Raw genomic sequence first — 19,610 nt, 5'->3', positions numbered from 1 at the left:
GCCGCGGCGCCTTTTCTTTTTCCGGTCTTTGTCTGTCTCTGGTCGATTGCTTGCCGCAAAACCCGCAAGCCGTTACCAGCCACCGCCCAACGCGCGGAACGTGGCCACAGCGGCGCGCGCGTTGTCGGCTACTACGCGCGCCTGCTGGTCGCGCGCGGTAAGCAGTTGGCGATCCTCGTCCAGCACTTCATAAAGACTGACTGCGCCGCCCTTGTAGGCGTCCTCGGACGCATCGCGCGCGCGCCGGTGGGCGTCGACTTCGACGCGCAATTCGTCCGATTGCTGTTCCAGTTCGGTGAGCGTGACGATGGCGTTTTCGACGTCTTCGGTCGCGCGCAACATTGACAGGCGATATTGCGCCAACGCCTCGGCATTGGCGCCGCGCGCCTGCTGGATTTCGGCGTCGACCCGGCCGAAGTCGAACAGGCGCCAGCGTAGACCGGCGGCGGCCGTCGGCTGGAACGCGCGTGCGGTGAACAGCTTGCCCGCGGACAGGCTTTCGAATCCAAGTAGCCCCGACAGCGACAGCTTTGGGTAGTACTCGGCCGTGGCAACCCCGATTCGCGCGTTACTGGCTGCGACACGGCGCTCGGCGGCCAGCACGTCGGGCCGGCGACGCAGCAGGTCGGCGGGGCCTTGCGCGGCCGAAATCGCCGGGACGATCTGCGTGGCCGGCCATTGCGCCAGTTCATTGGCATAGGTGCCGGGTTGGGCGCCCATCAGCACATCGAGTCGATTGAGCTGCGTCTGCAATTCGATCCGCAACGGCGGCACCGTGGTGCGGGCCTGCGCCACCAGCGCCTCGGCCTGTGCCACTTCGCGGCGGGCGGCAAGTCCGTCCTGCTGTCGCGTCCGCACCAGGTCCAGCAGCCGGATGTTGGTGCGGATCTGGTCCTCGGCGATGGCGATGCGCCGTTGCGCACCGCGCACGCGGAAGTAGGCGTCGGCAGCCTCGGCGGCAATCGTCACGCGCACGCCCAGATGGTCGGCCTCGGCTGCCTGCGCCTCCGCGCTGGCGGCTTCGGCGCCACGCCGCAAACCACCAGCCAGATCGATTTCCCAGCTTGCGCCGACGCCGACGTCATAGACGGTGCGATTGCGGTCGTAGCCGGGAAATGCGCTTCCCAACTTGCCGAGCGGGCTTTCCACCGATTGGCGCTGCCGGGTGACGCTGCCGCCGACGTTGCCTTCGGGATACAACGCCGCGCCGGCCTCCTGCGCGGCCGCACGCGCCTGGGCAACGCGCGCCAGCGACGCCGCCAGATCGAGGTTCTGGTCCAGCGCGCGCTGCACGATGCGCGTCAGTTGCGGATCGTCGAATCCGGTCCACCACTGATCCAGCGCCGGTGCGGGAGCGTCGGTCTGGCGCGCGTGCAAGGTTTCGGCGTGCGGATAGGCGTCGGGCGTGGCAACCGTGGGTCGCTGGTAGTCGGGGCCGACCGCCGAGCAAGCGGCCAGCGCCACAGTGGCGAACAAGACGGAAAGGGGGCGTAGAACGGGGTGAAACGGCAGGGCGGGCATCGTCGATCAGGTTACTTGCATAACAATAGTTACACAACTATACTCACTTGCATTATGAAAGCAAGTCGAATCGACGCGGCCTCGCGGCATGTGAGGCTGGCTTGGCTCTGATTCGCGCCCTGTCTCTCCCGTCGCCCCACAAGGAACAGCCGTCATGTCCAGCAGCAGCACCGTCGCCGAGCGCGTCCCATCGGAATCTTCCCCCGCCACGCGTCCCGGCCTGGGCCGCAAACGTCTGGCATCTCTGATCGCCCTGGCGATAGTTGGCGGTGGCCTGATCACCTACGCGACGTCCTGGTGGAACAACGGACGCTATTTGCAGGAGACCGACGACGCCTACGTGGGCGGCGACGTCACCGTGATCGGGTCGAAAGTGTCCGGCTATATCACTGAAGTGCTGGTGACCGACAACCAGGCCGTACGCGCCGGCGACGTGCTGGCGCGCATCGACGACCGCGACTACCGCGCGGTGCTGGCCAAGGCCGAAGGGGCGATTGCCGCGCAGCAGGCGTTGCTGGCCAACCTGGAGGCCACCCAGCGCCTGCAGGAAGCCGTGATCGGACAGGCGCGCGCCAGTGTGGCTGCCACCGATGCGGAAACCCGGCGCGCGCACGACGACCAGGTGCGCTACGCAAGCCTGGTCGCCAAGGAAGCGGTGTCGGTGCAGAGTTCGCAGAAGGCCGATGCCGACTACAAGCAGTCGCGCGCCAATGGCGACAAGGCGCAGGCCGCGCTGATCGCGGCGCAGCGGCAGATCGACGTGATCGCCACACAGAAGCAACAGGCGCAGGCCGCGCTTGCGCAGGCCACCGCGGAGCGCGATCTGGCGCGGCTGAACGTTGGCTATACGGAATTGCGTGCGCCCGTGGACGGCACCATCGGTAACCGGCGCGCCCGCGTGGGCGCCTATGCGTCCAGTGGCGCGGCGTTGATGTCGATCGTGCCGGCCAGCGGCTTGTGGGTCGATGCCAATTTCAAGGAAAGCCAGCTCGCGCGCATGAATCCGGGCATGCGCGCCACGATCGTCGCCGATGTGATGCCGGGTCGCGAATTCCATGGTCGGGTCGAAAGCCTGGCGCCGGCCACCGGTGCGCAGTTCAGCGTTCTGCCGCCCGAGAATGCCACCGGCAACTTCACGAAGATCGTGCAGCGCGTGCCGGTGCGGATCGTGCTCGACGAAAAGGATGCGCGGCTCGGGCTGCTGCGGCCCGGCCTGTCGGTGACCGCTGAAGTCGACGGGCGCCCCGGCGCGGCAGCGCAGACCGCAACGGCGGCCAGTGGCGCAGGATCGGCGAATTCGTCGACATTGTCGACGTTGTCGACGTTGCCCACTTCGGCGACATCCGCGACTCCGGCGATCTCCGCCACACCGGCCAATAGCCGGCAGGCCGTCGCGCAGGTGACCAAATGAGCGCCGCGGGTACGGCCGCAGCCGCCGTGACGCCGGCCGCGCCGATTGCGCCGGTAGGCCAGGGCGGATTGCTGACGCCGCCCGGCGAGCTGTCCACCGGCGCAAAGATTTTCGCCTTCGCCACAATGTGCGTGGGCATGTTCATCGCGCTGCTCGACATCCAGATCGTCTCGGCGTCGCTAAACGATATCGGCGGCGGGTTGTCGGCCGGGGCCGACGAGACGACGTGGGTGCAGACCGCGTATCTGATCGCTGAAATCGTCGTGATTCCACTGTCCGGCTGGCTGGCGCGCGTGATGTCCACGCGCTGGCTGTTCGCCGCGTCGGCCGCCGGGTTCACGATCACCAGCATGCTGTGCGGGCTGGCGTGGAATATCCAGAGCATGATCGCGTTCCGCGCCGCACAGGGCTTTCTGGGTGGATCGATGATCCCGATGGTGTTCACCACGGCGTTCGTGTTTTTTGCCGGGCCGCAGCGCGTGATTGCCGCGGCGACGGTCGGCGGCCTGTCGTCGCTGGCGCCAACGCTGGGCCCGACGGTGGGCGGCTGGATCACCGACAATTATTCGTGGCACTGGCTGTTCTTCATCAATCTTGTGCCGGGCCTGTTCGTCACGATTGCCGTGCCGCTGCTGGTCAAGATCGACAAGCCCAATCTGTCGCTGCTGCGTGGCGCCGACTATGTCGGCATGGTGTTGATGGCCGCGTTTCTCGGTTGCCTGGAATACACGCTGGAGGAAGGCCCGCGCTGGGACTGGTTCGGCGATCCGGTGATCCTGACCACCGCGTGGATTGCCGGGCTGTCCGGCGTGGCGTTCATCTGGCGCAGCCTCACGTACGCGCAGCCGGTGGTCGATCTGCGCGCCCTCACGCAGCGCAATTTTGCGCTGGGCTGCCTGTTCTCGTTTATCACCGGCATCGGGATTTTTGCCACCGTTTACCTGACGCCGCTGTTTCTCGGTCGCGTGCGTGGCTTCAGCGCCTGGGAAATCGGACTCGCGGTGTTATCGACCGGCCTGTTCCAGATCGCCTCGATTCCGATCTATGCCTACCTGGGCAATCGCGTTGACCTGCGCTGGCTCCTGATGTTCGGTCTGGCGTTGTTCGCGTTGTCGATGTGGCACTTCTCGCCGATCACGCACGATTGGGGTTGGAAGGAATTGCTGCTGCCGCAGGCCTTGCGCGGCGCGGGGCAGCAGTTTGCGGTGGCGCCCGTGGTCACGCTGACGCTGGGCAGCCTCGCGCCAGAGCGCCTCAAGCAGGCGTCCGGCCTGTTCAACCTGATGCGCAACCTGGGCGGTGCGATCGGCATCGCTGCTTGCGCCACGATCCTCAACGATCGGACCAACCAGCATTTTCTGCATCTGGCGGAACATCTGAATGCCGGCAACGAGGCGATGGGCGCACTGATCGACAACGTGACGCAGCAGTTCCTGGCGGCCGGCTACAGTGCCGTGGAGGCTCACGCGGCCGCGCTCAAGCGGTTGTCGCTGCTGGCACTGCGCGAGGCACAGACGCAGACCTTCAGCGATGCCTTCCTGGTCATCATGGTCTGCTTTCTCGCGGCGCTGGTGCTGGTGCCGCTGATGAAAAAGGTCGCGCCGCCCAAGGCGCCGTCGGCCGATGCGCATTGAAAGATGGGTATCATCGACGCTGAATTGAAAAGGGTCTGACGACATGCAACGCAAGACTTTCCGAAACCTGCAATGCCCCATCGCCCGCAGCCTCGAGCGCGTGGGCGAGTGGTGGAGCATTCTGATTCTGCGCGATGCGTTCTATGGCACGAAACGCTTCGACGAATTCCAGCGCAATCTCGATATTGCGCCGAATATGCTGACGCGCCGGCTCAACGGCCTGGTCCAGGAAGGGCTGCTGGAAAAACGGCAGTATTCGGAACGTCCGCCGCGCTACGAGTACGTGCTGACCGAATGCGGCCGCGATTTTCGTCCGGTGCTGCTGGCGCTGCTGGCATGGGGCAATCGCAATTTCGCGCCGGAAGGGCCCAGCGTGCAGATCGTCGACCGTGAAACCGGTGAGGTCGTCGAACCGCTGCTGGTCGACGCGCATAGCCGCGAGCCGCTGCAGATGGGCAAGCGCCACGTGATGCGCGCCGGGCCCGCCGCTGACGACAACACGCGCGCGCGGCTGTCGTCGGCGGCGTCGCATATGACCAATCCGAAGCCGACCGCGCAGACGGCCTGATCGCTTCGCGGCGCGGCTTGCTATTGGCTTGCCGCGCATCCTACTCTGGCTTCTTTGGGCCCATTCCCGCGTCGCCCATCCCAAGGAGCCTGCCATGCCCGATTTCCGCTTGCCGCTGTCCGGCGACGTGAGCCAGTCGATCAATCCGTGGACATGGTTCGTACACGCCGTCGGCAACCAGTTTGGCGTGGTCAATATCAACCTTGGACGCAGCACCAATCCCGACATGGAGGCCCGCATCCTCGATGAAGTGGGGTCCTATGGCAACCAGTTGGGCAAGATCGGCGACGCGCTGGGTGTGCTGCTCGCGCATGTCGATCGCAGCAAGCTGAGCGAATCCGAATCCTGCAAGATCAGTGAATTCGAGGCGCAACTGGCGGAAATCGCGCGCGTCAAGGCGAAGCGGGCGGCCATCGCCACCCGGCCCTGATCGCGCACATTCGCATCCTGTCCCACATCGCGCGACGCGCCGTCAGGTTGCTCTGAAAGCATTTCTGACATAGAGTCCATGCGATTGCACCCCGTCTTCCGGCGGTTTTCCGCCGACTCCGGATACGACCCGATGCCACGTTTTTCCTTGCTGTACTCCGCCGCCGCAGCCGTGCTGGCTGCCGCGCTTGCCGGTTGCGCCAGCACGCCGCTGCCCCCTGCGCCGCCCCCGCAGCGCCTGCCGCCGGCCCCCGTCACCACGATCTCGCCGCCTGCCGCCGGCATCAGCCGCGCCCAGCTCGAAGCCGCCGGCAATGCTTGCGAGAAGGTGGTCGCCAATGCGGTCAAGACTCGCTATCCGGAACCGGGAAGCGTGATGCTGATGCCCGACCGCGAACGCATTCTTCAGCACACCGCATCTCAAACGGCCGTTAGTGGCGAGGGCACTTTCGAACCCGATGCCAGCGCCTCGGCGATGTCCTTCCAATTCACCTGCGTGTACAACTTCCGCACCCAGCGTGTGGATGACGTGCAGATGAAGTACGGCGCCTACTAAACCACGCAGCACGCCTGCGGCCAAGCTGCCGATACGTTCCCTAGCCGCCGTGCGGGGGGCACTTTCCCCGATGTTCGGCCCCGATCGCGTTCAGATCGATGGCGGAAGCGCGTGATTGCCACGATATCCGCCACGACAGCCCGCCGTTGTGGGCAAACGGCTGCCAGCGCGCGTCCGCGTTTTGTCGTATTGTCTCGATCTGGCGATGATTGACGTTGCAACGAATGACGCCGCAACGATCGCGCCGCAGCCCCTCCGTTCCAGTCCGCCCCCGGATCGACATCGTGCAGAACAACGCCAGCCAGCCGCAACCGGCCAGTGGCCCGACCCCGTCGGCCACGCCATCGAGCATGCCCGACTCCCCGATGACCTCGCGCGAAAAGCGCGGCATGGCCGCCATCATGATTGCGGTGTCGCTGGCCACGCTCGATACCGCGATTGCCAATACGGCGCTGCCGAATATCGCCGCCGACCTGCACAGCACCCCGGCGGCCTCGGTTTGGATCATCAATGCCTATCAGCTGGCGATGGTGGCCACCTTGCTGCCTTTCGCGGCGCTGGGCGGCATCGTCGGGCACCGGCGCATCTATCTCGGCGGCGTGATGGTCTTCATCGTGTCGTCCGTGATCTGCGCGATGGCCTGGTCGCTGCCCTCGCTGGCGGCGGCGCGCGTGCTACAGGGCATCGGCGCGGCGGCGATCATGAGTGTCAATACCGCGTTGATCAGCGCGATCTTTCCGATACATCGGTTGGGACGCGGGCTCGGCTTCAACGCGCTGGTGGTAGGCGTGTCGTTTGCCGTGGGGCCCACCGTGGCGTCGATCATTCTGTCGTTCGGGACCTGGCCGTGGCTGTTTGCGGTGAATCTGCCGATCGGCCTGTTGGCGCTGTCCATCGGCTGGCATTCGCTGCCGCAGACCAAGCGCAGCGAACACGGTTTCGATCCGGTCGCGGCCATCCTGAATGTGATCACGTTTGCGGCGCTGATCTTCGCGCTCGGCGAAGGCGTGCAGCGCGAACCCGCGCAATACGTGGTGGCGGCCGTGGTGGTGTTCGCAATCGCGTTTGCATTGCTGCTGCGCCGCGAGCGCGGGCATCCGGCGCCGATGCTGCCGGTGGATTTGTTCAGGCGCCCGATGTTTGCGTTGTCGACCGTGACGGCAATCTGTTCGTTCGCCGCGCAGGGGCTGGCGTTTGTGTCGCTGCCGTTCTATTTCGAACATGTGCTGGGCCGCAATCCGGTCGAGACCGGTTTTCTGCTGACGCCGTGGTCGGCCGTGGTGGCGTTGATGGCGCCTATCGCCGGGCGGCTTTCGGACCGCTATCCGCCTGGGCTGCTGGGCGGTATCGGCCTTGCTGTGATGGCCGCCGGCATGGCGTCGTTGGCGATCATGCCGGCCGACGCCAGCGTGCTCAATATCGGCATCCGCATGGCCGTGTGCGGCGCGGGCTTCGGGTTCTTCCAGTCGCCCAACCTGAAGGCACTGATGGCCAGCGCACCGCGCGAACGCGCTGGCGGCGCCAGCGGGGTGGTGGCGACGGCGCGGCTGCTGGGCCAGGCCACCGGAGCCGCACTCGTGGCGCTGTCGTTCGGCATTGCCGGCGCACATGGACCGACGTTGGCGCTGGCGCTGGGCGCGGGCTTTGCCGCCGCCGCGGCGGTGGCCAGCTGGCTGCGGCTGATTACGCCGCACAGCGCCGACAGTGCGGCGATGCAGGCCATCGGCAAATAACCGTGGCGCGCAAGAGCTGCGCGCAGGGTTTGTAGAATCTGCACGAAGCGCGTGGCGGCCAGGCCATATTCTCCCGCGTCGCCGTCCGGTACGAAACTTGCCCCGATATGCGTATCGGGGCCGCTGCGCCCCATCTCCACGGAGGCAAGGCAATGAAGCGATCAGACGACTATGGCCGTCGCCGTTGGCCCGATCAGCAGTACGGAGGCACGGAAGAAGGCTATGGCTATGTGCCTGGCGGCGACCGGGACTGGCGGCGACGCGACCTTTCTGCAGGCCGCTATGGCAACGGTCGCGAACGCGCGCCATACGATGCCCAGGACTTTTCCGACTCGCGCGGCTGGAACGGTCCGCGCCGCGACGACAGCGCATGGCGAGGCAATCCACGCCGAGGCGGACAGCGGCCGCGCGGGGCGCCGGTCTATTACCCGGGCCGCACCACGTATGACGACGACGCGCGCGACGAAAGCTCTCCACATAGCCACGGCTATGTCAGCGCATACAGCAGCGGCTACGAAGACGGCTATCAGGCCGGCACGCGCACTTCGCGTGAACCGATGCCGGGGCGCAATGATGTGCGCAGCCGCTGGCCTGGCACGGGTGCGAGCGATGCAGCCAGCGGTGCGCGCCGCCACGACCCCGCGTACGACAGCCGTTGGGGCGCCGAAGACGATTCACGCTACGGCCGCACCGGGTACGAAGACTATGGCGTGGAAGCGGGCCGCAATTTCCGCCAGCGCCCGCACATGAGCCGCTATGCGGCCACGGCAAGTTCAGCGGCCTATGGACGTGAGCGCCCGGCCGGACCGAAGAACTACACGCGCTCCGACGAGCGCGTGCGCGAAGAGGTGTGCGAGCGGCTGGCCCATGCGCCTGGCATCGATGTGAGCGACGTCACAGTCGCGGTTGCGGCCGGGGTGGTGACGCTGACCGGCAGCGTCGATAACCGTCGCATCAAATACGAGGTCGAAGATATCGTCGACGATACCTATGGTGTGTCGGATGTGGTCAATCAGATCCATGTGCGTCCGTATGGCGTGCTGGCGTCCGAATAGCCCGCCCGCAACGGCATGCGCCAAGGGCGCGTGCTGACGAGCGCGCAAAGCGCCAGACCCCGGCCAAGGCCGGGGTTTTTCATGCATAGCCGGCGCGGCGGCAGCCCTAGAGGTCCTTGCCGCTTGGCGGATTCTCCATGCGCTTGTCGGTCTGGTCGGCGCGGTCCACCGGGGTGTCGGCGGGCAGTCCTTCGGCCGCGCGAATGACTTCGTCCGAAATTTCTTCCTCTGGAATTTCATCCTCGGGCGGTTGATGGCTTTCACGCTCCACGTTGCCCAGTTCGCGTTCGATGTCCGCGGCGTCGGGATCGAGGTTCGGGTCGAGCGTGCTGGGGATGCTCTCGGGATCGCTGGCGCCCGTATCGTCCACCGGGGATGGCGTCGGACGCCCTATGGTCTTGCTCATCATGACTCCTTGAAGTGAGGGATACCGAAACAGAAAGCGGCAAATTGCGTGCCAATCGCCGCCAGCGCGCGCCGTTGTCGCTGTGCTTCTCCTATCTGAGTTCGCGCGCGCCTATATTGGTCAGAAGGGGACCATCGGGAATTCCGCAAAAAGCGCCGACGTGACCGCCCGCCAGCCTGGCCTCCATGGGCCGGACGGGTCTGGAACGCCAATTGCTGCCACATCACGGGCTTCGACGCCGACGTCGAGGGCCGTGCATCGTGCGAGGGAGATGGCGATGAATCTATCCGGCCTGCTGGTCACGCTGAGTCTGGCTGCATCCTCCGTAGCCGTATCGTCAACGCCCGTGGAAAAGCAGCTTCTTGGCATCAGTCCGCGCGATTTTGCTCAGCAGTTCAACGCGGTGGCGAACGAAGTAGGCGCCAAGCTTGCGCTTCCCGATTTTCACGCCAAGCCGGGCTGGCATCGCGGCAATACCAGCAAGGGCGTTTCCGTGCTGGTTCGTGGCGCACCGACCGGTTATGCGCTCAATGAGGTGATCGTCGTCTGCCGCACCGCCGAGCAATGCATGATGACCATCTGCACCGCGGCGCGCGCCATCGACGCGACGGTCGATTCCGACCTGCTGCAGTACTTCGTGGCGGCGCGCATGGCTGCGCAGATTGGCGAAGTGGCGCTGGTGATGTCTGGTCTCGTGTATGTGGTGGTATCGGGGCCGCATGATGACTACGTCGCGCTGGTGATCCGGCCCTATCTCCCGCAGGAAGAACTCACCGCGCGCACGCAGGCGTCAGTGCCGTCGCGGTCATCGTTGCTGCGCGGCGGCGTGGATATCGCACATGCCATGCGTGCCGCGGATCGCCTCATCGATAGCGCGATGCGCCCCAGCGATTCCGTATAGCTCGGCGCAGGTGGTTGCAGCGATCGATCGACAACGACCGCAGTCAGTGCACGGGCGGCGCGCTGCGTCGTGCGCCGGTGGCCGCGCTCCGTGCGGGGTTGAATTCCATGGCACGCTGTTCGAGCAGGCGTTGGAGTTCGGTCGCGCCGCGATAGTAGTGGGCCAGCAGCAAACGGATGTCGGGGTCTTCCAGCGGCTCTCGCAGAAGTGCACCATACGCGGCAGCGGCACGGGACGCCTGTTGTGCGGCGTGACGCAGCAGGGACAACTCGTTGCTATCGGCGGGCGGCGCTGCGTGGACCGTGCGACGCTGGGCAATCGGTGTATCGGATTGGTTGATGGCGCCGGCACGCGCTGCCAGTTCGGTCGCGGCACATCGCTGGACATTGGCGCGATGCGCCAGCACTGCGCGAAACTGCGGATCCGATGCCGCGGCGCCTACCGCGGATAACGATTCCGCACATTGCATGGCAAGCCGGCTCAAGTGGGCCAGCGAGGCGTTCAACGCATCCATGTACGTCTCCTGTGTATGGCTTTACTGTAGGTGACGCACGCAGCAAGACTAAAACACCGATTTCGCGCGCGTGGTTACTTCGTTCAAGAAGCTCTGCGCATCCTTGGGATGCCGCAGGTTCGCATTCGCGCGCACCACCATATCGTTGCGGATTGCGGACGGCTTCAGCCAGTCCAACCCCTAAGCAAAAATCGCGCCGCACGTCTGCCCTAATGGCAAGCCGTGCGGCGCGGGCCGCCGGTCTCAAGGCGCGATCGCGAGAACCTCGCCAGGGGAAAGGCGGATCGGCGGCAGTACCAGTCCCGGCTTTATTGCTTAGGCGCCGGGTCCGGCGAGTCGCCCTTCGGACCCGAAGGTGCGTCAGGCGTGGAGTAGGCCGGGGCGTTTTGTTCGCGGGGCTTCTTGGCGCGCGCGCCGGTGTTCTTGTGCTTCGTGGTCGTGTCCTTGTGCATGGTGCTGTCGCTGCTCATCGAAGAACTGCTGCCAGACATGCTGCTACCGGACATGCTGTTGCCGCGCGCGGTCGATGGACCCTCCGGCGCCGGCGGCGCACTCGGATTCGGCGCGTTTGGCGAAACTGGCGCCTGTTGAGCCATGACGGGTGCGCAAATCATGGTGCTCAGCGCAAGTGCGGTGGTAGCGAGAATTCGTTTCATCGTATATCTCCCAGAAGGTTGTGGCGGTGCTTTCACGATATGTGCCGCGTATGCGCGCCTCAGCGGGGCGATGCCTGAAAGGCATGTAGGACGTTGACTACAGCGGTGCCGTCGCTCGCTTGCAGCCTGCGCGGACGTGTGCGGCGCTTGGCAGGATTTCGTTGGCAGATTTATATGGCGATGTAATTCGGGTGGTTGCACGCGGGCGTGGTTAAGGGCGCACGACTGCCATGACGGGCCTGATGCGCGCTGTGGGCCACGTGGATGCCGTTGTCTCGAAGCGGTACGGAATTTGCGTTCTCTGGTGTCCGTATGTGCTAACTGGAGACGCTCATGAATCAGGGAAACAGCAGGCCGGGCGATGAACGCTATGGCGCGTTCGGCGGCGACCGCGACGATCAGCGCGAAGGCCGGGATAGCCGCCGCACCGAACAGCAATCGGATCAATCATGGCAACGCCAGCAACAGGCCGACAGCGGCGGTTGGCTCGGGCATCGACAGCAGGGCGGCGGCAGCGACTGGCAGGGCCAGGGCAATATGCAGCAAGGCGGGTCCGGCGCCGATTGGCGCGGCGCTCGTCAGCAGGGGGGCAGCGCGTCCCAGTCGTCTTCGTCGGTGTCGGACAACGGCGGCGGTTATGGCGGATATGAAGGCCGCGCGCGCCGCTATGACGAAGGGTATGGCGAAGGCCGCTACGGCGAATACGGCGAAGGCCGTGGCGGTTCACGCGGCGACGCTGGGTCGCAGCGCCGGTCCGATCGCGAACGCTGGGGCGCATGGCATCAGGAAAACGGCGGCCGCGGCAGCGAGTGGACCAGCCAGCAAGGCAGTCAGCGCGACGAATGGGCGCAGGGTCGGCCGTCCTGGGACTCGCCCGCCAATCGCCCCGGTGGCAGCATGCAGGGCCGGCGCGGCGGGTGGGAGCGCGGCTCGCAGCAGCACAACCCCTGGGCCGAGGGTTCGCAGTCATCTTCGCAGGGCGCGCCCGACATGCGCACGCACTATCGCTCCGGCTACGGGGTGTCCGATTACGAACAGCCTGGTGGCGAAAGCTATCGGTCGCAACGCTCTGCGGCCGGCGACTGGCTGGACGAGCGCGAGCGTCGCGATCTTTGGGGCGGCGGCCGTCAGGGCATGGACGAACGCGCCTATGACCAGTTCACCGGCGCCAACGAGCGCAGCAGCCTGAATCGCGGATACGGCGGCGCTGGCGGATCGGCGGCGGCGCGGCGGGCTCGCGCAGTGGGCCCGAAGGGATACCAGCGATCCGATGAACGGATTCGCGAAGACCTCTGCGAACGGCTGGCGCTTAGTAGCCGGCTGGACGTGCGCGATGTCGAGGTCAACGTCAGTGGAGGCGTCGTGACCCTGAGCGGCACGGTGCGAGACCGCCAACAGAAATATCGCATCGAGGACATGGCCGATGAGGTGTTTGGCGTGAAGGACGTTCACAACCAGATCCGCGTAGCCCGGGACGATAGTGATAGTGCCGGCCGCCAACGTTACGGCAGCCAGGACTTCGGCGGGCAGTCCGGAGCGTCGGGCGGTGCGGCCGCGAGCGGCACGAGTCGGGGCAGCACATCGGGCAGCAGCGCTGGTAGCACATTGGGCAGCACTTCGGGCAGCGCATCTTCCGCTGCGGGGAGCAGCGGCAGCGCCGGCGGCGGATTAGGCAGCGCAGGCTTCGGCAAGTCCGACCAGTAGCCCGCAACGCCATTGATCGGTGGCGTCACAGCCTGATCTACGGCTGCGGCGCCACCGAAGGCAACGTTGGAAGTCCGTTCATTCATACGAATAACAAGGAGATGTCCATGCCCTTTGCCTATGCCGGAACCCGCCGCCGACGCCAGCGAGATCGTCGTCGGGCGCACGATGAGTTGGACAAGAATGGATCGCAAGGTAGTGCCGAGACGGCAGGCAACGAAGGCTCGCGGGCCGACGCGGGCGCTCAGCCCGCAGCGGCGGCGCAGCGCGAGTCACGCGATGACGCGCGGGCTTCGCAAGGCGGCAAGGCAGCGAGCGTCGCAGGCGATTCGCCCGAGACCGATGATCTAGAACGATCGTAGCGGCAAGCAGGCCTTACAAACCGGCGATCAAGCAGCCCCTTTCAGGAGACGCACGATGCGAATGACATGGCAACACACGATGGCCGCGATGGCGGCGCTGGCGCTGGGCTCGGTGGCATGGGCGCAGATGCCTTCGCAGACACCCAAGGTGGACAATCGCGCGCCCGGCACGGCCGCCTCCGATGTGTCACCCGGCGCGCCGAGTACTGGCGTGCGCAAGGACGGCAGCCGTGTCCACGGCAGCGGCCCTGCGGTCAACCAGGGCGCGTCGGCGGCGCAGACTTACGACTATCCGGCGTCCGCGCCAAAGACGGCGCCCTCCAAACGTCCTTGAACCGATCGTGCCGTGCGCTATTCCGGCAGCACGGCAATCGCTTCGATTTCAAACAGCATCCCGTCCAGCGCCAGACGCGGCACGGGAATCAGCGTGCACGCCGGCGTAGGCCAGTCGCCCAGCAGCGCTTGCCATGCGCGGCTGAAAATCGCCAGACGCTCCATTGAATGATCGACCACTAGCACGGTGACTTTGGCGATGTCAGGGATATCGGCGCCTGCCGCTTGCAGCGCAATGCGCAGGTTGGCAAGCGCCTGATTGACCTGCGCGACAAAGTCCGCGCGCAATCCGCCCGCCATGTCTTCGCCGCCCTGGCCCGCGGCAAACACGATGCGGACCGGCCGATGGGCCACCGCCACATGCGAATAGCCGTTCAGGCGCGGGTCGTAAAGATCGGGCGGATTGATGAATTCAAGATACGGCGCGCGGGGCGATTGCAGTTGCATGGCAAAGATCCTCGGTAAGAAGAGGCGCAGTATCAAACCTCAAGTGCACTTGAGGTCAATCATTCCTGCGCTACCATGCGGGGCATTACCAGACACAGTGGGAAGCCTCGATGACAAGCAAGCGCGCCGCGCCGGTCAACCACGCTCGCAATCCGGCCGAAAACAACCAGGCGTCCACCGCGGACCACAGAAACGCCGCGCCCGCGCGCATCCTGCGGCCGCGCGATCCGCTAAGCATTGGCGAAGTAGTCGAGCGCAGCGGCGTGGCAGCGTCGGCGCTCCACTTCTATGAATCGAAAGGATTGATTTCCAGTTCACGCAGTGCCGGCAACCAGCGGCGCTATCCGCGCGCCATGCTGCGCCGGCTGGCCGTGATCCGCGTGGCGCAGCGCATGGGGTTGCCACTGGCGGTGATTGCCGATGCGTTTGCGCGGCTGCCCGCTGGGAAGGCCCCGACGGTGGCCGATTGGCGCCGTCTGTCCGCGGCATGGCGCGAGGACCTCGACGCCCGCATCCGCATGCTGACGATGCTGCGTGACCAGCTCGACGGCTGCATTGGCTGCGGATGCCTCTCGCTGAAAGCGTGTCCATTGCGCAATCCGCAGGACATGCTGGCGGGAGAAGGGCCGGGCGCCCATCTGGACGAAGGAGCGTCCCGGCCGAAGAAAGGCGGGACGGCGTAGCGGCGAGGCTGCACCCGCCGCTACGTCAGATCGCTCAGTGGCCCGCGCTCAGTTGCCTGCAATAACGCGCGTGCGGATGAACGCATCGTCCTGCATCAGCGCCTCGGCCCAGCCTGCGGGCGGCACCAGGCTGATGTCGGTGATCGCATAGCCGATGTCGCCTTCGGTCTGAAGTTGCTGGGCGACGATATTGGCGCCGATTTCGGCCAGCGCCTGATTGAAGTGCGACAGCGTTCCGGGCCGGTTGTAATGGATATTGAGCACGCGCGCCGGCGCGGCCAGCGGCGCGGGCTGGATCTGCGGCAGGTTCACGGCGCCGATGGTCGCGCCGGTCTCCAGGAAGTTGGCCAGCTTGGTGGCCACTTCCACGCCGATGTTCTCCTGCGCCTCTTCGGTGCTGCCACCGACATGCGGCGTCAGGATGACGTTGGGCTTGCCCTGCAGCGGCGAGACGAACGGATCCGCATTGCTGCGCGGCTCTTCGGGAAACACGTCGATTGCGGCGCCGGCGAGGTGGCCGCTGTCCAGCAGCGCTGCCAGCGCGTCGATGTCCACCACGGTGCCGCGCGACGCATTGATCAGGATGCCGCCGCGCCGCATCGCGCCCAGCGCTTTCGCATCGAGCAGATTGCGCGTCTGGGGCGTGGCCGGCACGTGCAGTGTCACCACGTCGGCCTGCGCCAGCGCGTCCTCCAGCGCGTGCACCGGCACCGCGCCGCCGATCGACAGGCGCGGCCGGATGTCGTAGAACACCACGCGCATGCCCATCGACTCGGCCAGGATGCCAACCTGCGCGCCGATATTGCCGTAGCCGATCACGGCCATGGTCTTGCCGCGAATTTCGAACGAACCCTTGGCCGTCTTCAGCCACTGCCCCTGATGTGCGGCGCGGCTCTTTTCAGGAATCCGCCGCATCAGCATGATGGCCTGGCCAATCACCAGTTCTGCCACGGAGCGCGTGTTCGAAAACGGCGCGTTGAACACCGGGATGCCGGCATGGGCCGCCGCGCCGAGATCTACCTGCGAAGTTCCGATGCAGAAGCAGCCGACGCTCAGCAGGCGCTGTGCGTTGGCGAAGGCTTGCGCGGTCAGGTGCGTGGCGGAGCGGATGCCGAGCAATTCGTGGTCGCGCACCGCGCCGAGCAGCGCGTCGCCGGCCAGGGCCTTGCCCTGCGTGGCGATATCGATATGGTGGCGATTCAGCAGTTGTTGCGCGCTGGCGTGGATGTTTTCGAGAAGGAGAGCGCTGGCCATGAGGGAGGAAAACGGCTGTCAGGAGGGTTGAGAAGGCAGATCAGGCGTCCTGTCCCGGACGCGCACGGTCACACCATATCACCGACGCTTAACCGTGCTGGCGACGTGGGCAAACCGCGGGCCGGCCGGCATATGGCGACAACGCGCGGCGGCATCGGCCGAAGCATCCGACGCGGCATTCATCGAGGCCGCAGTTTTACCGATTGCAGAGGCTGTTTTTCGACCACGGCTCGCGCGCCGATGCCGCTAAATGATTCAACTCGCTTTTCCAGAAAACTAAATTCCATTCGGCGCGGAATCTGCGACGATGCTGGCTTCGCATCGCCCACGGGCGATCCAGCCCCCATGCTCCAACCCCCTGTTTTCGGGAGATATCGATGAAACGCGCCAGTACCGCCACCCTGACTGCGCTCGCTGCGGGAGCGCTGTTGGCGCCGATCGCCGGGCACGCCACCGAAGGTGCGCTCGGTCGCCCGGTAGCCGGTACCAGCGTGACTGCGAACGCCGGCGTGGTGCCCGACCAGCCGGTCTGGATCGCCAACTTTCAGGAGATCTACCTGGACGGATCGATCGGCGGCAGCCGGCCGGTGCCGGTCGGGGGCCGCACGACCGCGGGTATCGACGGCAAGCTCTCGCTGACGCTGGCCACGATGATGAAAGTCTGGGATACCGGCCCGGGCGCGTGGAACTTTGCCTCGGCGTTTACGCTGCCATACATCTGGACCACCGCAAGGACCAATCTGGTGGTCACGGGCCCTGCCGGTGGCACTTTCTCACGCGGCAATTCGGACCGATCGTCCAACCTTTACGACCTGTATTTCAGCCCGATCATTGCCGGCTACCATTTTTCGAAGACCAGCCATATGTCGCTGAGCTTCAATATCTGGGCGCCGACCGGGCAATACGACAAGAATTCGCTTTCCAATCCGGGGCTGAACGTCTGGACTTTCGTGCCTCAGGTTGCGTTCACGCATCTGATGCCGGCGTACGGGCTCGAATTCAATGCAGTGGGCGCGTTGCAGTTCTACACGCGCAATAACGACACCAACTACCACAATGCGCCGCTGTTCACGCTCGACGTCATGGGCGTGAAGAAGTTTGGCCACCTGGGCGCCGGGATCGTCATGGGCACGGTGCAGCAGTTGGGCGACGACAGCGGGCCTACCGCCGATCGTCTCAACGGCTTCCGCGGCCGCGACTTCAGCATCGGTCCGATCGTCACCTACGACACCAAGCTGGGACACCATCCGCTGTCGATGAGCCTCCGCTGGGTGCCGACCGTCGCCAGCAAGAACCGGCTGGACAGCACGGCAACCGTACAGGCCACCGCCACGCTCGTGTTCTGATCGCACCGGCCGGGCATATCGGCCCGCGCCGTTTTTCCCCCATCACACGACCCACGCCACCGGCGCCACACAGGCCCGGTGGCGTTTCTCATTGGTCTCCGGAAATCGCGTCTGAATGCTGGTTTGTCTTCCCGCGCGGGGGGAGAAAATCGCTGAGACGACGGCCGATTTCTGTCATTGATGAAACAACCAAAGTCACCAAGAAGTCACAAAAATCTCATTTCCTTGAAACGCGCATCCCGCATGATCGCGCCCTCAAATTGCCTTGCCAGTGTGGCTGGACCGGGGGGCAGCGCCGAGACGTCGACGCTGACCCAAGGCCGAAGCTGCGCGCTGAAGGGTCAATAAAAATCAGAAGGTTATCGGGGAAGTCTCATGCGTTACATCAAGTCCGCACTTGGCGGTGCAGCAGCCATGACGGTTGCACTCGCTTTCTACGGCTGCAACGGCAGCGACGACAATAGCAGCAACAGTGGAACAACCGCGCCACCGGCGAACCAGCCATCCACGCCAGCCACACCGGCCGCCGAAATCACTGGCAAATGGACCACCGGCGATCTGCACGTCCATACGATCGAGTCCGACGACGCCCAGGGCAAGCTCGTCGATGTACTGGACCAGGCGCTGGTCAAGAACAACCTTGACTGGACCGCGATCTCCAATCACCTGCGGCCTTCCACGCGCGACCAGAACGGCACGAACATCGTGGGCGGCCCGCTGCCGTTCTCGCAGGCGATGGCCCAGTATGAAATCCCGGCGGTGCGCCAGTTGCAGGTCAACGGCAGCTATACCAGCAAGCTGATCTTCTCGGCCTTCGAATGGGATATGCCGACGCACGACCATATGAACGTCGGCATTTTCACGGGCTCGCCGCTGGCCACCGCGACTAAGGCGTCCAACCAGTTCGAGTACTACTTCACCAGCCGACCCGACACCCAGTTCGATCCGGTCGACGTTGCCAACTGGAATGCCACCGGTACGCGCGCCTCCAGCACGCATGCGGATGCCGTGAAGGCCGTGGCGTGGCTGCGCGACAACTATCCGGACACCAGCTACGCACTGATCAATCACCCGTCGCGCAACAACGGCAAATACACTGCGGCCGACTATCGCGAATTCAACGACACCGCACCGAACATCGTGTTTGGCGTGGAAGGCATGGTCGGCAACCAGATGGAACCCGATCGCGGCGGCTACGCCACGAGCTACATCGATGCCAACCTGAAGAACCGCGTGTATGGCGGGGTGGACTACGTGGTCGCGCAAGTTGGCGGCATCTGGGACGCACTGCTCGGCGACGGCCGCCGCTTCTGGAACGTGGGCGATTCCGACCATCACTTCAAGACCATCGGCGCCAACAGCAGCGGGTACTTCCCGGGTGAGTACGCCAAGACCTACGTCTGGATCGACAACAAGTACACCGGCATCAAGGGTGTGCTCGAAGGCGTGCGCTCGGGCAAGATGTTCTCGGTGTTTGGTGACCTGATCAACGCGCTCGATTTCAATCTCGCCAGCGGCAACGGCAAGGGCGAAATGGGCGGAGAACTGAAGGCGAAATCGGGCGATACGGTTACCGTGACGATCCGCTTCAAGAGTCCCGACCGCAACAACTACGAGTACCCGATCAATGGCGGCGTCAATGTCAACAAGCGTCCCGTGGTGGACCACATCGACCTGATCGCGGGCGATGTCACGCCGCGCGCGGCGGCGGGGACGCCGGGCTACAGCAAGGAAACCAACGATTCCACCAAGGTGATCGCCACGTTTACCGCGGCTGACTGGAAGCAGGACAAGGACGGCTACAACACCGTGACCTACACGTACAAGGCAACGAAGAACCAGTATTTCCGCCTGCGCGGCACCAATCTGGGCATGAATGTGCCCGGCGAAACGTCCAACGGCAATCCGCTGCCAGACCTGAGGACCACGGTGACGGAAGACCAGGCACGTTTCGACGCGATCAACGCGCGCAACTACAACGACCTCTGGTTCTATTCGAATCCGGTGTTTGTGACGGTCGGCTCCTAAGCTCCGCCGCCGCGCTGCGTCACTGTCCCAACGTCTGATACCAGAACGGCAGCGCGGCGCCGGCCATCG

At 65.1% G+C, this 19,610-nt stretch carries 21 protein-coding genes; 15 read left to right on the top strand and 6 right to left on the bottom strand.

The genetic code is table 11. From position 1 onward, the window contains the following. Positions 1-72: 72 nt before the first annotated feature. Entirely contained in the window at positions 73-1,521 is a 1,449-nt protein-coding gene (locus tag F7R19_RS14045; protein ID WP_150981025.1) for an efflux transporter outer membrane subunit, read from the bottom strand. Between the two features lie 154 nt (positions 1,522-1,675). Between F7R19_RS14045 and F7R19_RS14040 the strand changes: the two genes are divergently transcribed. From F7R19_RS14040 to F7R19_RS14020, 5 genes are all read left to right on the top strand, one after another. Next, a complete protein-coding gene (locus F7R19_RS14040; protein ID WP_150981024.1) occupies positions 1,676-2,932 on the top strand; it encodes an HlyD family secretion protein in 1,257 nt (418 codons plus the stop codon). Continuing rightward, the gene (locus F7R19_RS14035; RefSeq protein ID WP_150981023.1) at positions 2,929-4,566 is read left to right on the top strand and encodes a DHA2 family efflux MFS transporter permease subunit; all 1,638 of its coding nucleotides are present in this window, start codon (positions 2,929-2,931) and stop codon (positions 4,564-4,566) included. Before F7R19_RS14040 ends, F7R19_RS14035 begins: the two co-directional genes overlap by 4 nt. Before the next feature lie 43 nt (positions 4,567-4,609). Continuing rightward, on the top strand, positions 4,610-5,134 hold the full coding sequence (locus F7R19_RS14030) for a winged helix-turn-helix transcriptional regulator (protein WP_150981022.1): 525 nt from the start codon (positions 4,610-4,612) through the stop codon (positions 5,132-5,134). A 94-nt stretch (positions 5,135-5,228) separates the two neighbouring features. Continuing rightward, the gene (locus F7R19_RS14025) at positions 5,229-5,564 is read left to right on the top strand and encodes a hypothetical protein (RefSeq protein WP_061959339.1); all 336 of its coding nucleotides are present in this window, start codon (positions 5,229-5,231) and stop codon (positions 5,562-5,564) included. 132 nt (positions 5,565-5,696) lie between these two features. Then, positions 5,697-6,119 carry a hypothetical protein gene (locus F7R19_RS14020; RefSeq protein ID WP_061959338.1) on the top strand — a complete coding sequence of 141 codons (423 nt, stop codon included), beginning with the start codon at positions 5,697-5,699 and terminating at the stop codon, positions 6,117-6,119. A gap of 40 nt (positions 6,120-6,159) precedes the next feature. Here F7R19_RS14020 and F7R19_RS14015 read toward each other — a convergent pair whose 3' ends face one another. Then, on the bottom strand, positions 6,160-6,510 hold the full coding sequence (locus F7R19_RS14015; protein WP_211922733.1) for a hypothetical protein: 351 nt from the start codon (positions 6,508-6,510) through the stop codon (positions 6,160-6,162). Here F7R19_RS14015 and F7R19_RS14010 point away from each other — a divergent pair. Together F7R19_RS14010 and F7R19_RS14005 are read left to right on the top strand one after the other, a co-directional pair. Further along, complete coding sequence (locus F7R19_RS14010; protein WP_150981049.1) at positions 6,485-7,852, top strand: MFS transporter; 1,368 nt, start codon at positions 6,485-6,487, stop codon at positions 7,850-7,852. The genes F7R19_RS14015 and F7R19_RS14010 overlap by 26 nt on opposite strands. 152 nt (positions 7,853-8,004) lie before the next feature. After that, the gene (locus F7R19_RS14005; protein ID WP_223506111.1) at positions 8,005-8,907 is read left to right on the top strand and encodes a BON domain-containing protein; all 903 of its coding nucleotides are present in this window, start codon (positions 8,005-8,007) and stop codon (positions 8,905-8,907) included. Between the two features lie 106 nt (positions 8,908-9,013). On the opposite strand, the gene F7R19_RS14000 is transcribed toward F7R19_RS14005, so the two are convergent. Next, positions 9,014-9,313 carry a hypothetical protein gene (locus tag F7R19_RS14000; RefSeq protein ID WP_150981019.1) on the bottom strand — a complete coding sequence of 100 codons (300 nt, stop codon included), beginning with the start codon at positions 9,311-9,313 and terminating at the stop codon, positions 9,014-9,016. A gap of 277 nt (positions 9,314-9,590) precedes the next feature. Here F7R19_RS14000 and F7R19_RS13995 point away from each other — a divergent pair, with 277 nt between their 5' ends. Further along, the gene (locus tag F7R19_RS13995) at positions 9,591-10,214 is read left to right on the top strand and encodes a malto-oligosyltrehalose synthase (RefSeq protein WP_223506113.1); all 624 of its coding nucleotides are present in this window, start codon (positions 9,591-9,593) and stop codon (positions 10,212-10,214) included. Positions 10,215-10,257: 43 nt separating this feature from the next. On the opposite strand, the gene F7R19_RS13990 is transcribed toward F7R19_RS13995, so the two are convergent. After that, the gene (locus tag F7R19_RS13990; RefSeq protein ID WP_150981018.1) at positions 10,258-10,728 is read right to left on the bottom strand and encodes a hypothetical protein; all 471 of its coding nucleotides are present in this window, start codon (positions 10,726-10,728) and stop codon (positions 10,258-10,260) included. Positions 10,729-11,160: 432 nt separating this feature from the next. On the opposite strand from F7R19_RS13990, the gene F7R19_RS29750 reads away from it, so the two are divergent. From F7R19_RS29750 to F7R19_RS13970, 4 genes are all read left to right on the top strand, one after another. Then, positions 11,161-11,319: a hypothetical protein gene (locus tag F7R19_RS29750; protein ID WP_170292593.1), complete on the top strand. Its 159-nt coding sequence runs from the start codon at positions 11,161-11,163 to the stop codon at positions 11,317-11,319. A 398-nt stretch (positions 11,320-11,717) separates the two neighbouring features. Beyond that, on the top strand, positions 11,718-13,088 hold the full coding sequence (locus F7R19_RS30180) for a BON domain-containing protein (RefSeq protein ID WP_223506115.1): 1,371 nt from the start codon (positions 11,718-11,720) through the stop codon (positions 13,086-13,088). Between the two features lie 107 nt (positions 13,089-13,195). Beyond that, positions 13,196-13,450, top strand: a complete 255-nt coding sequence (locus F7R19_RS13975) for a hypothetical protein (RefSeq protein ID WP_150981017.1) — start codon at positions 13,196-13,198, stop codon at positions 13,448-13,450. 61 nt (positions 13,451-13,511) lie between these two features. Further along, on the top strand, positions 13,512-13,784 hold the full coding sequence (locus F7R19_RS13970; RefSeq protein ID WP_150981016.1) for a hypothetical protein: 273 nt from the start codon (positions 13,512-13,514) through the stop codon (positions 13,782-13,784). A gap of 17 nt (positions 13,785-13,801) precedes the next feature. Here F7R19_RS13970 and F7R19_RS13965 read toward each other — a convergent pair whose 3' ends face one another. After that, positions 13,802-14,230, bottom strand: a complete 429-nt coding sequence (locus tag F7R19_RS13965; RefSeq protein WP_150981015.1) for a RidA family protein — start codon at positions 14,228-14,230, stop codon at positions 13,802-13,804. A gap of 110 nt (positions 14,231-14,340) precedes the next feature. Here F7R19_RS13965 and soxR point away from each other — a divergent pair, with 110 nt between their 5' ends. Then, positions 14,341-14,913 carry a redox-sensitive transcriptional activator SoxR gene (gene soxR, locus F7R19_RS13960; protein ID WP_150981014.1) on the top strand — a complete coding sequence of 191 codons (573 nt, stop codon included), beginning with the start codon at positions 14,341-14,343 and terminating at the stop codon, positions 14,911-14,913. A 48-nt stretch (positions 14,914-14,961) separates the two neighbouring features. On the opposite strand, the gene serA is transcribed toward soxR, so the two are convergent. Beyond that, the gene (serA, locus tag F7R19_RS13955) at positions 14,962-16,167 is read right to left on the bottom strand and encodes a phosphoglycerate dehydrogenase (RefSeq protein ID WP_150981013.1); all 1,206 of its coding nucleotides are present in this window, start codon (positions 16,165-16,167) and stop codon (positions 14,962-14,964) included. Positions 16,168-16,544: 377 nt separating this feature from the next. Here serA and F7R19_RS13950 point away from each other — a divergent pair, with 377 nt between their 5' ends. After that, complete coding sequence (locus F7R19_RS13950; RefSeq protein WP_150981012.1) at positions 16,545-17,513, top strand: SphA family protein; 969 nt, start codon at positions 16,545-16,547, stop codon at positions 17,511-17,513. A gap of 375 nt (positions 17,514-17,888) precedes the next feature. After that, a complete protein-coding gene (locus F7R19_RS13945) occupies positions 17,889-19,541 on the top strand; it encodes an S-layer protein (RefSeq protein ID WP_150981011.1) in 1,653 nt (550 codons plus the stop codon). The last annotated feature ends 69 nt before the right edge of the window (positions 19,542-19,610 follow it).

Source organism: Cupriavidus pauculus (assembly GCF_008801835.1).
Classification (GTDB): domain Bacteria; phylum Pseudomonadota; class Gammaproteobacteria; order Burkholderiales; family Burkholderiaceae; genus Cupriavidus; species Cupriavidus pauculus.
This window is presented reverse-complemented; position numbering and strand designations above follow the sequence as displayed.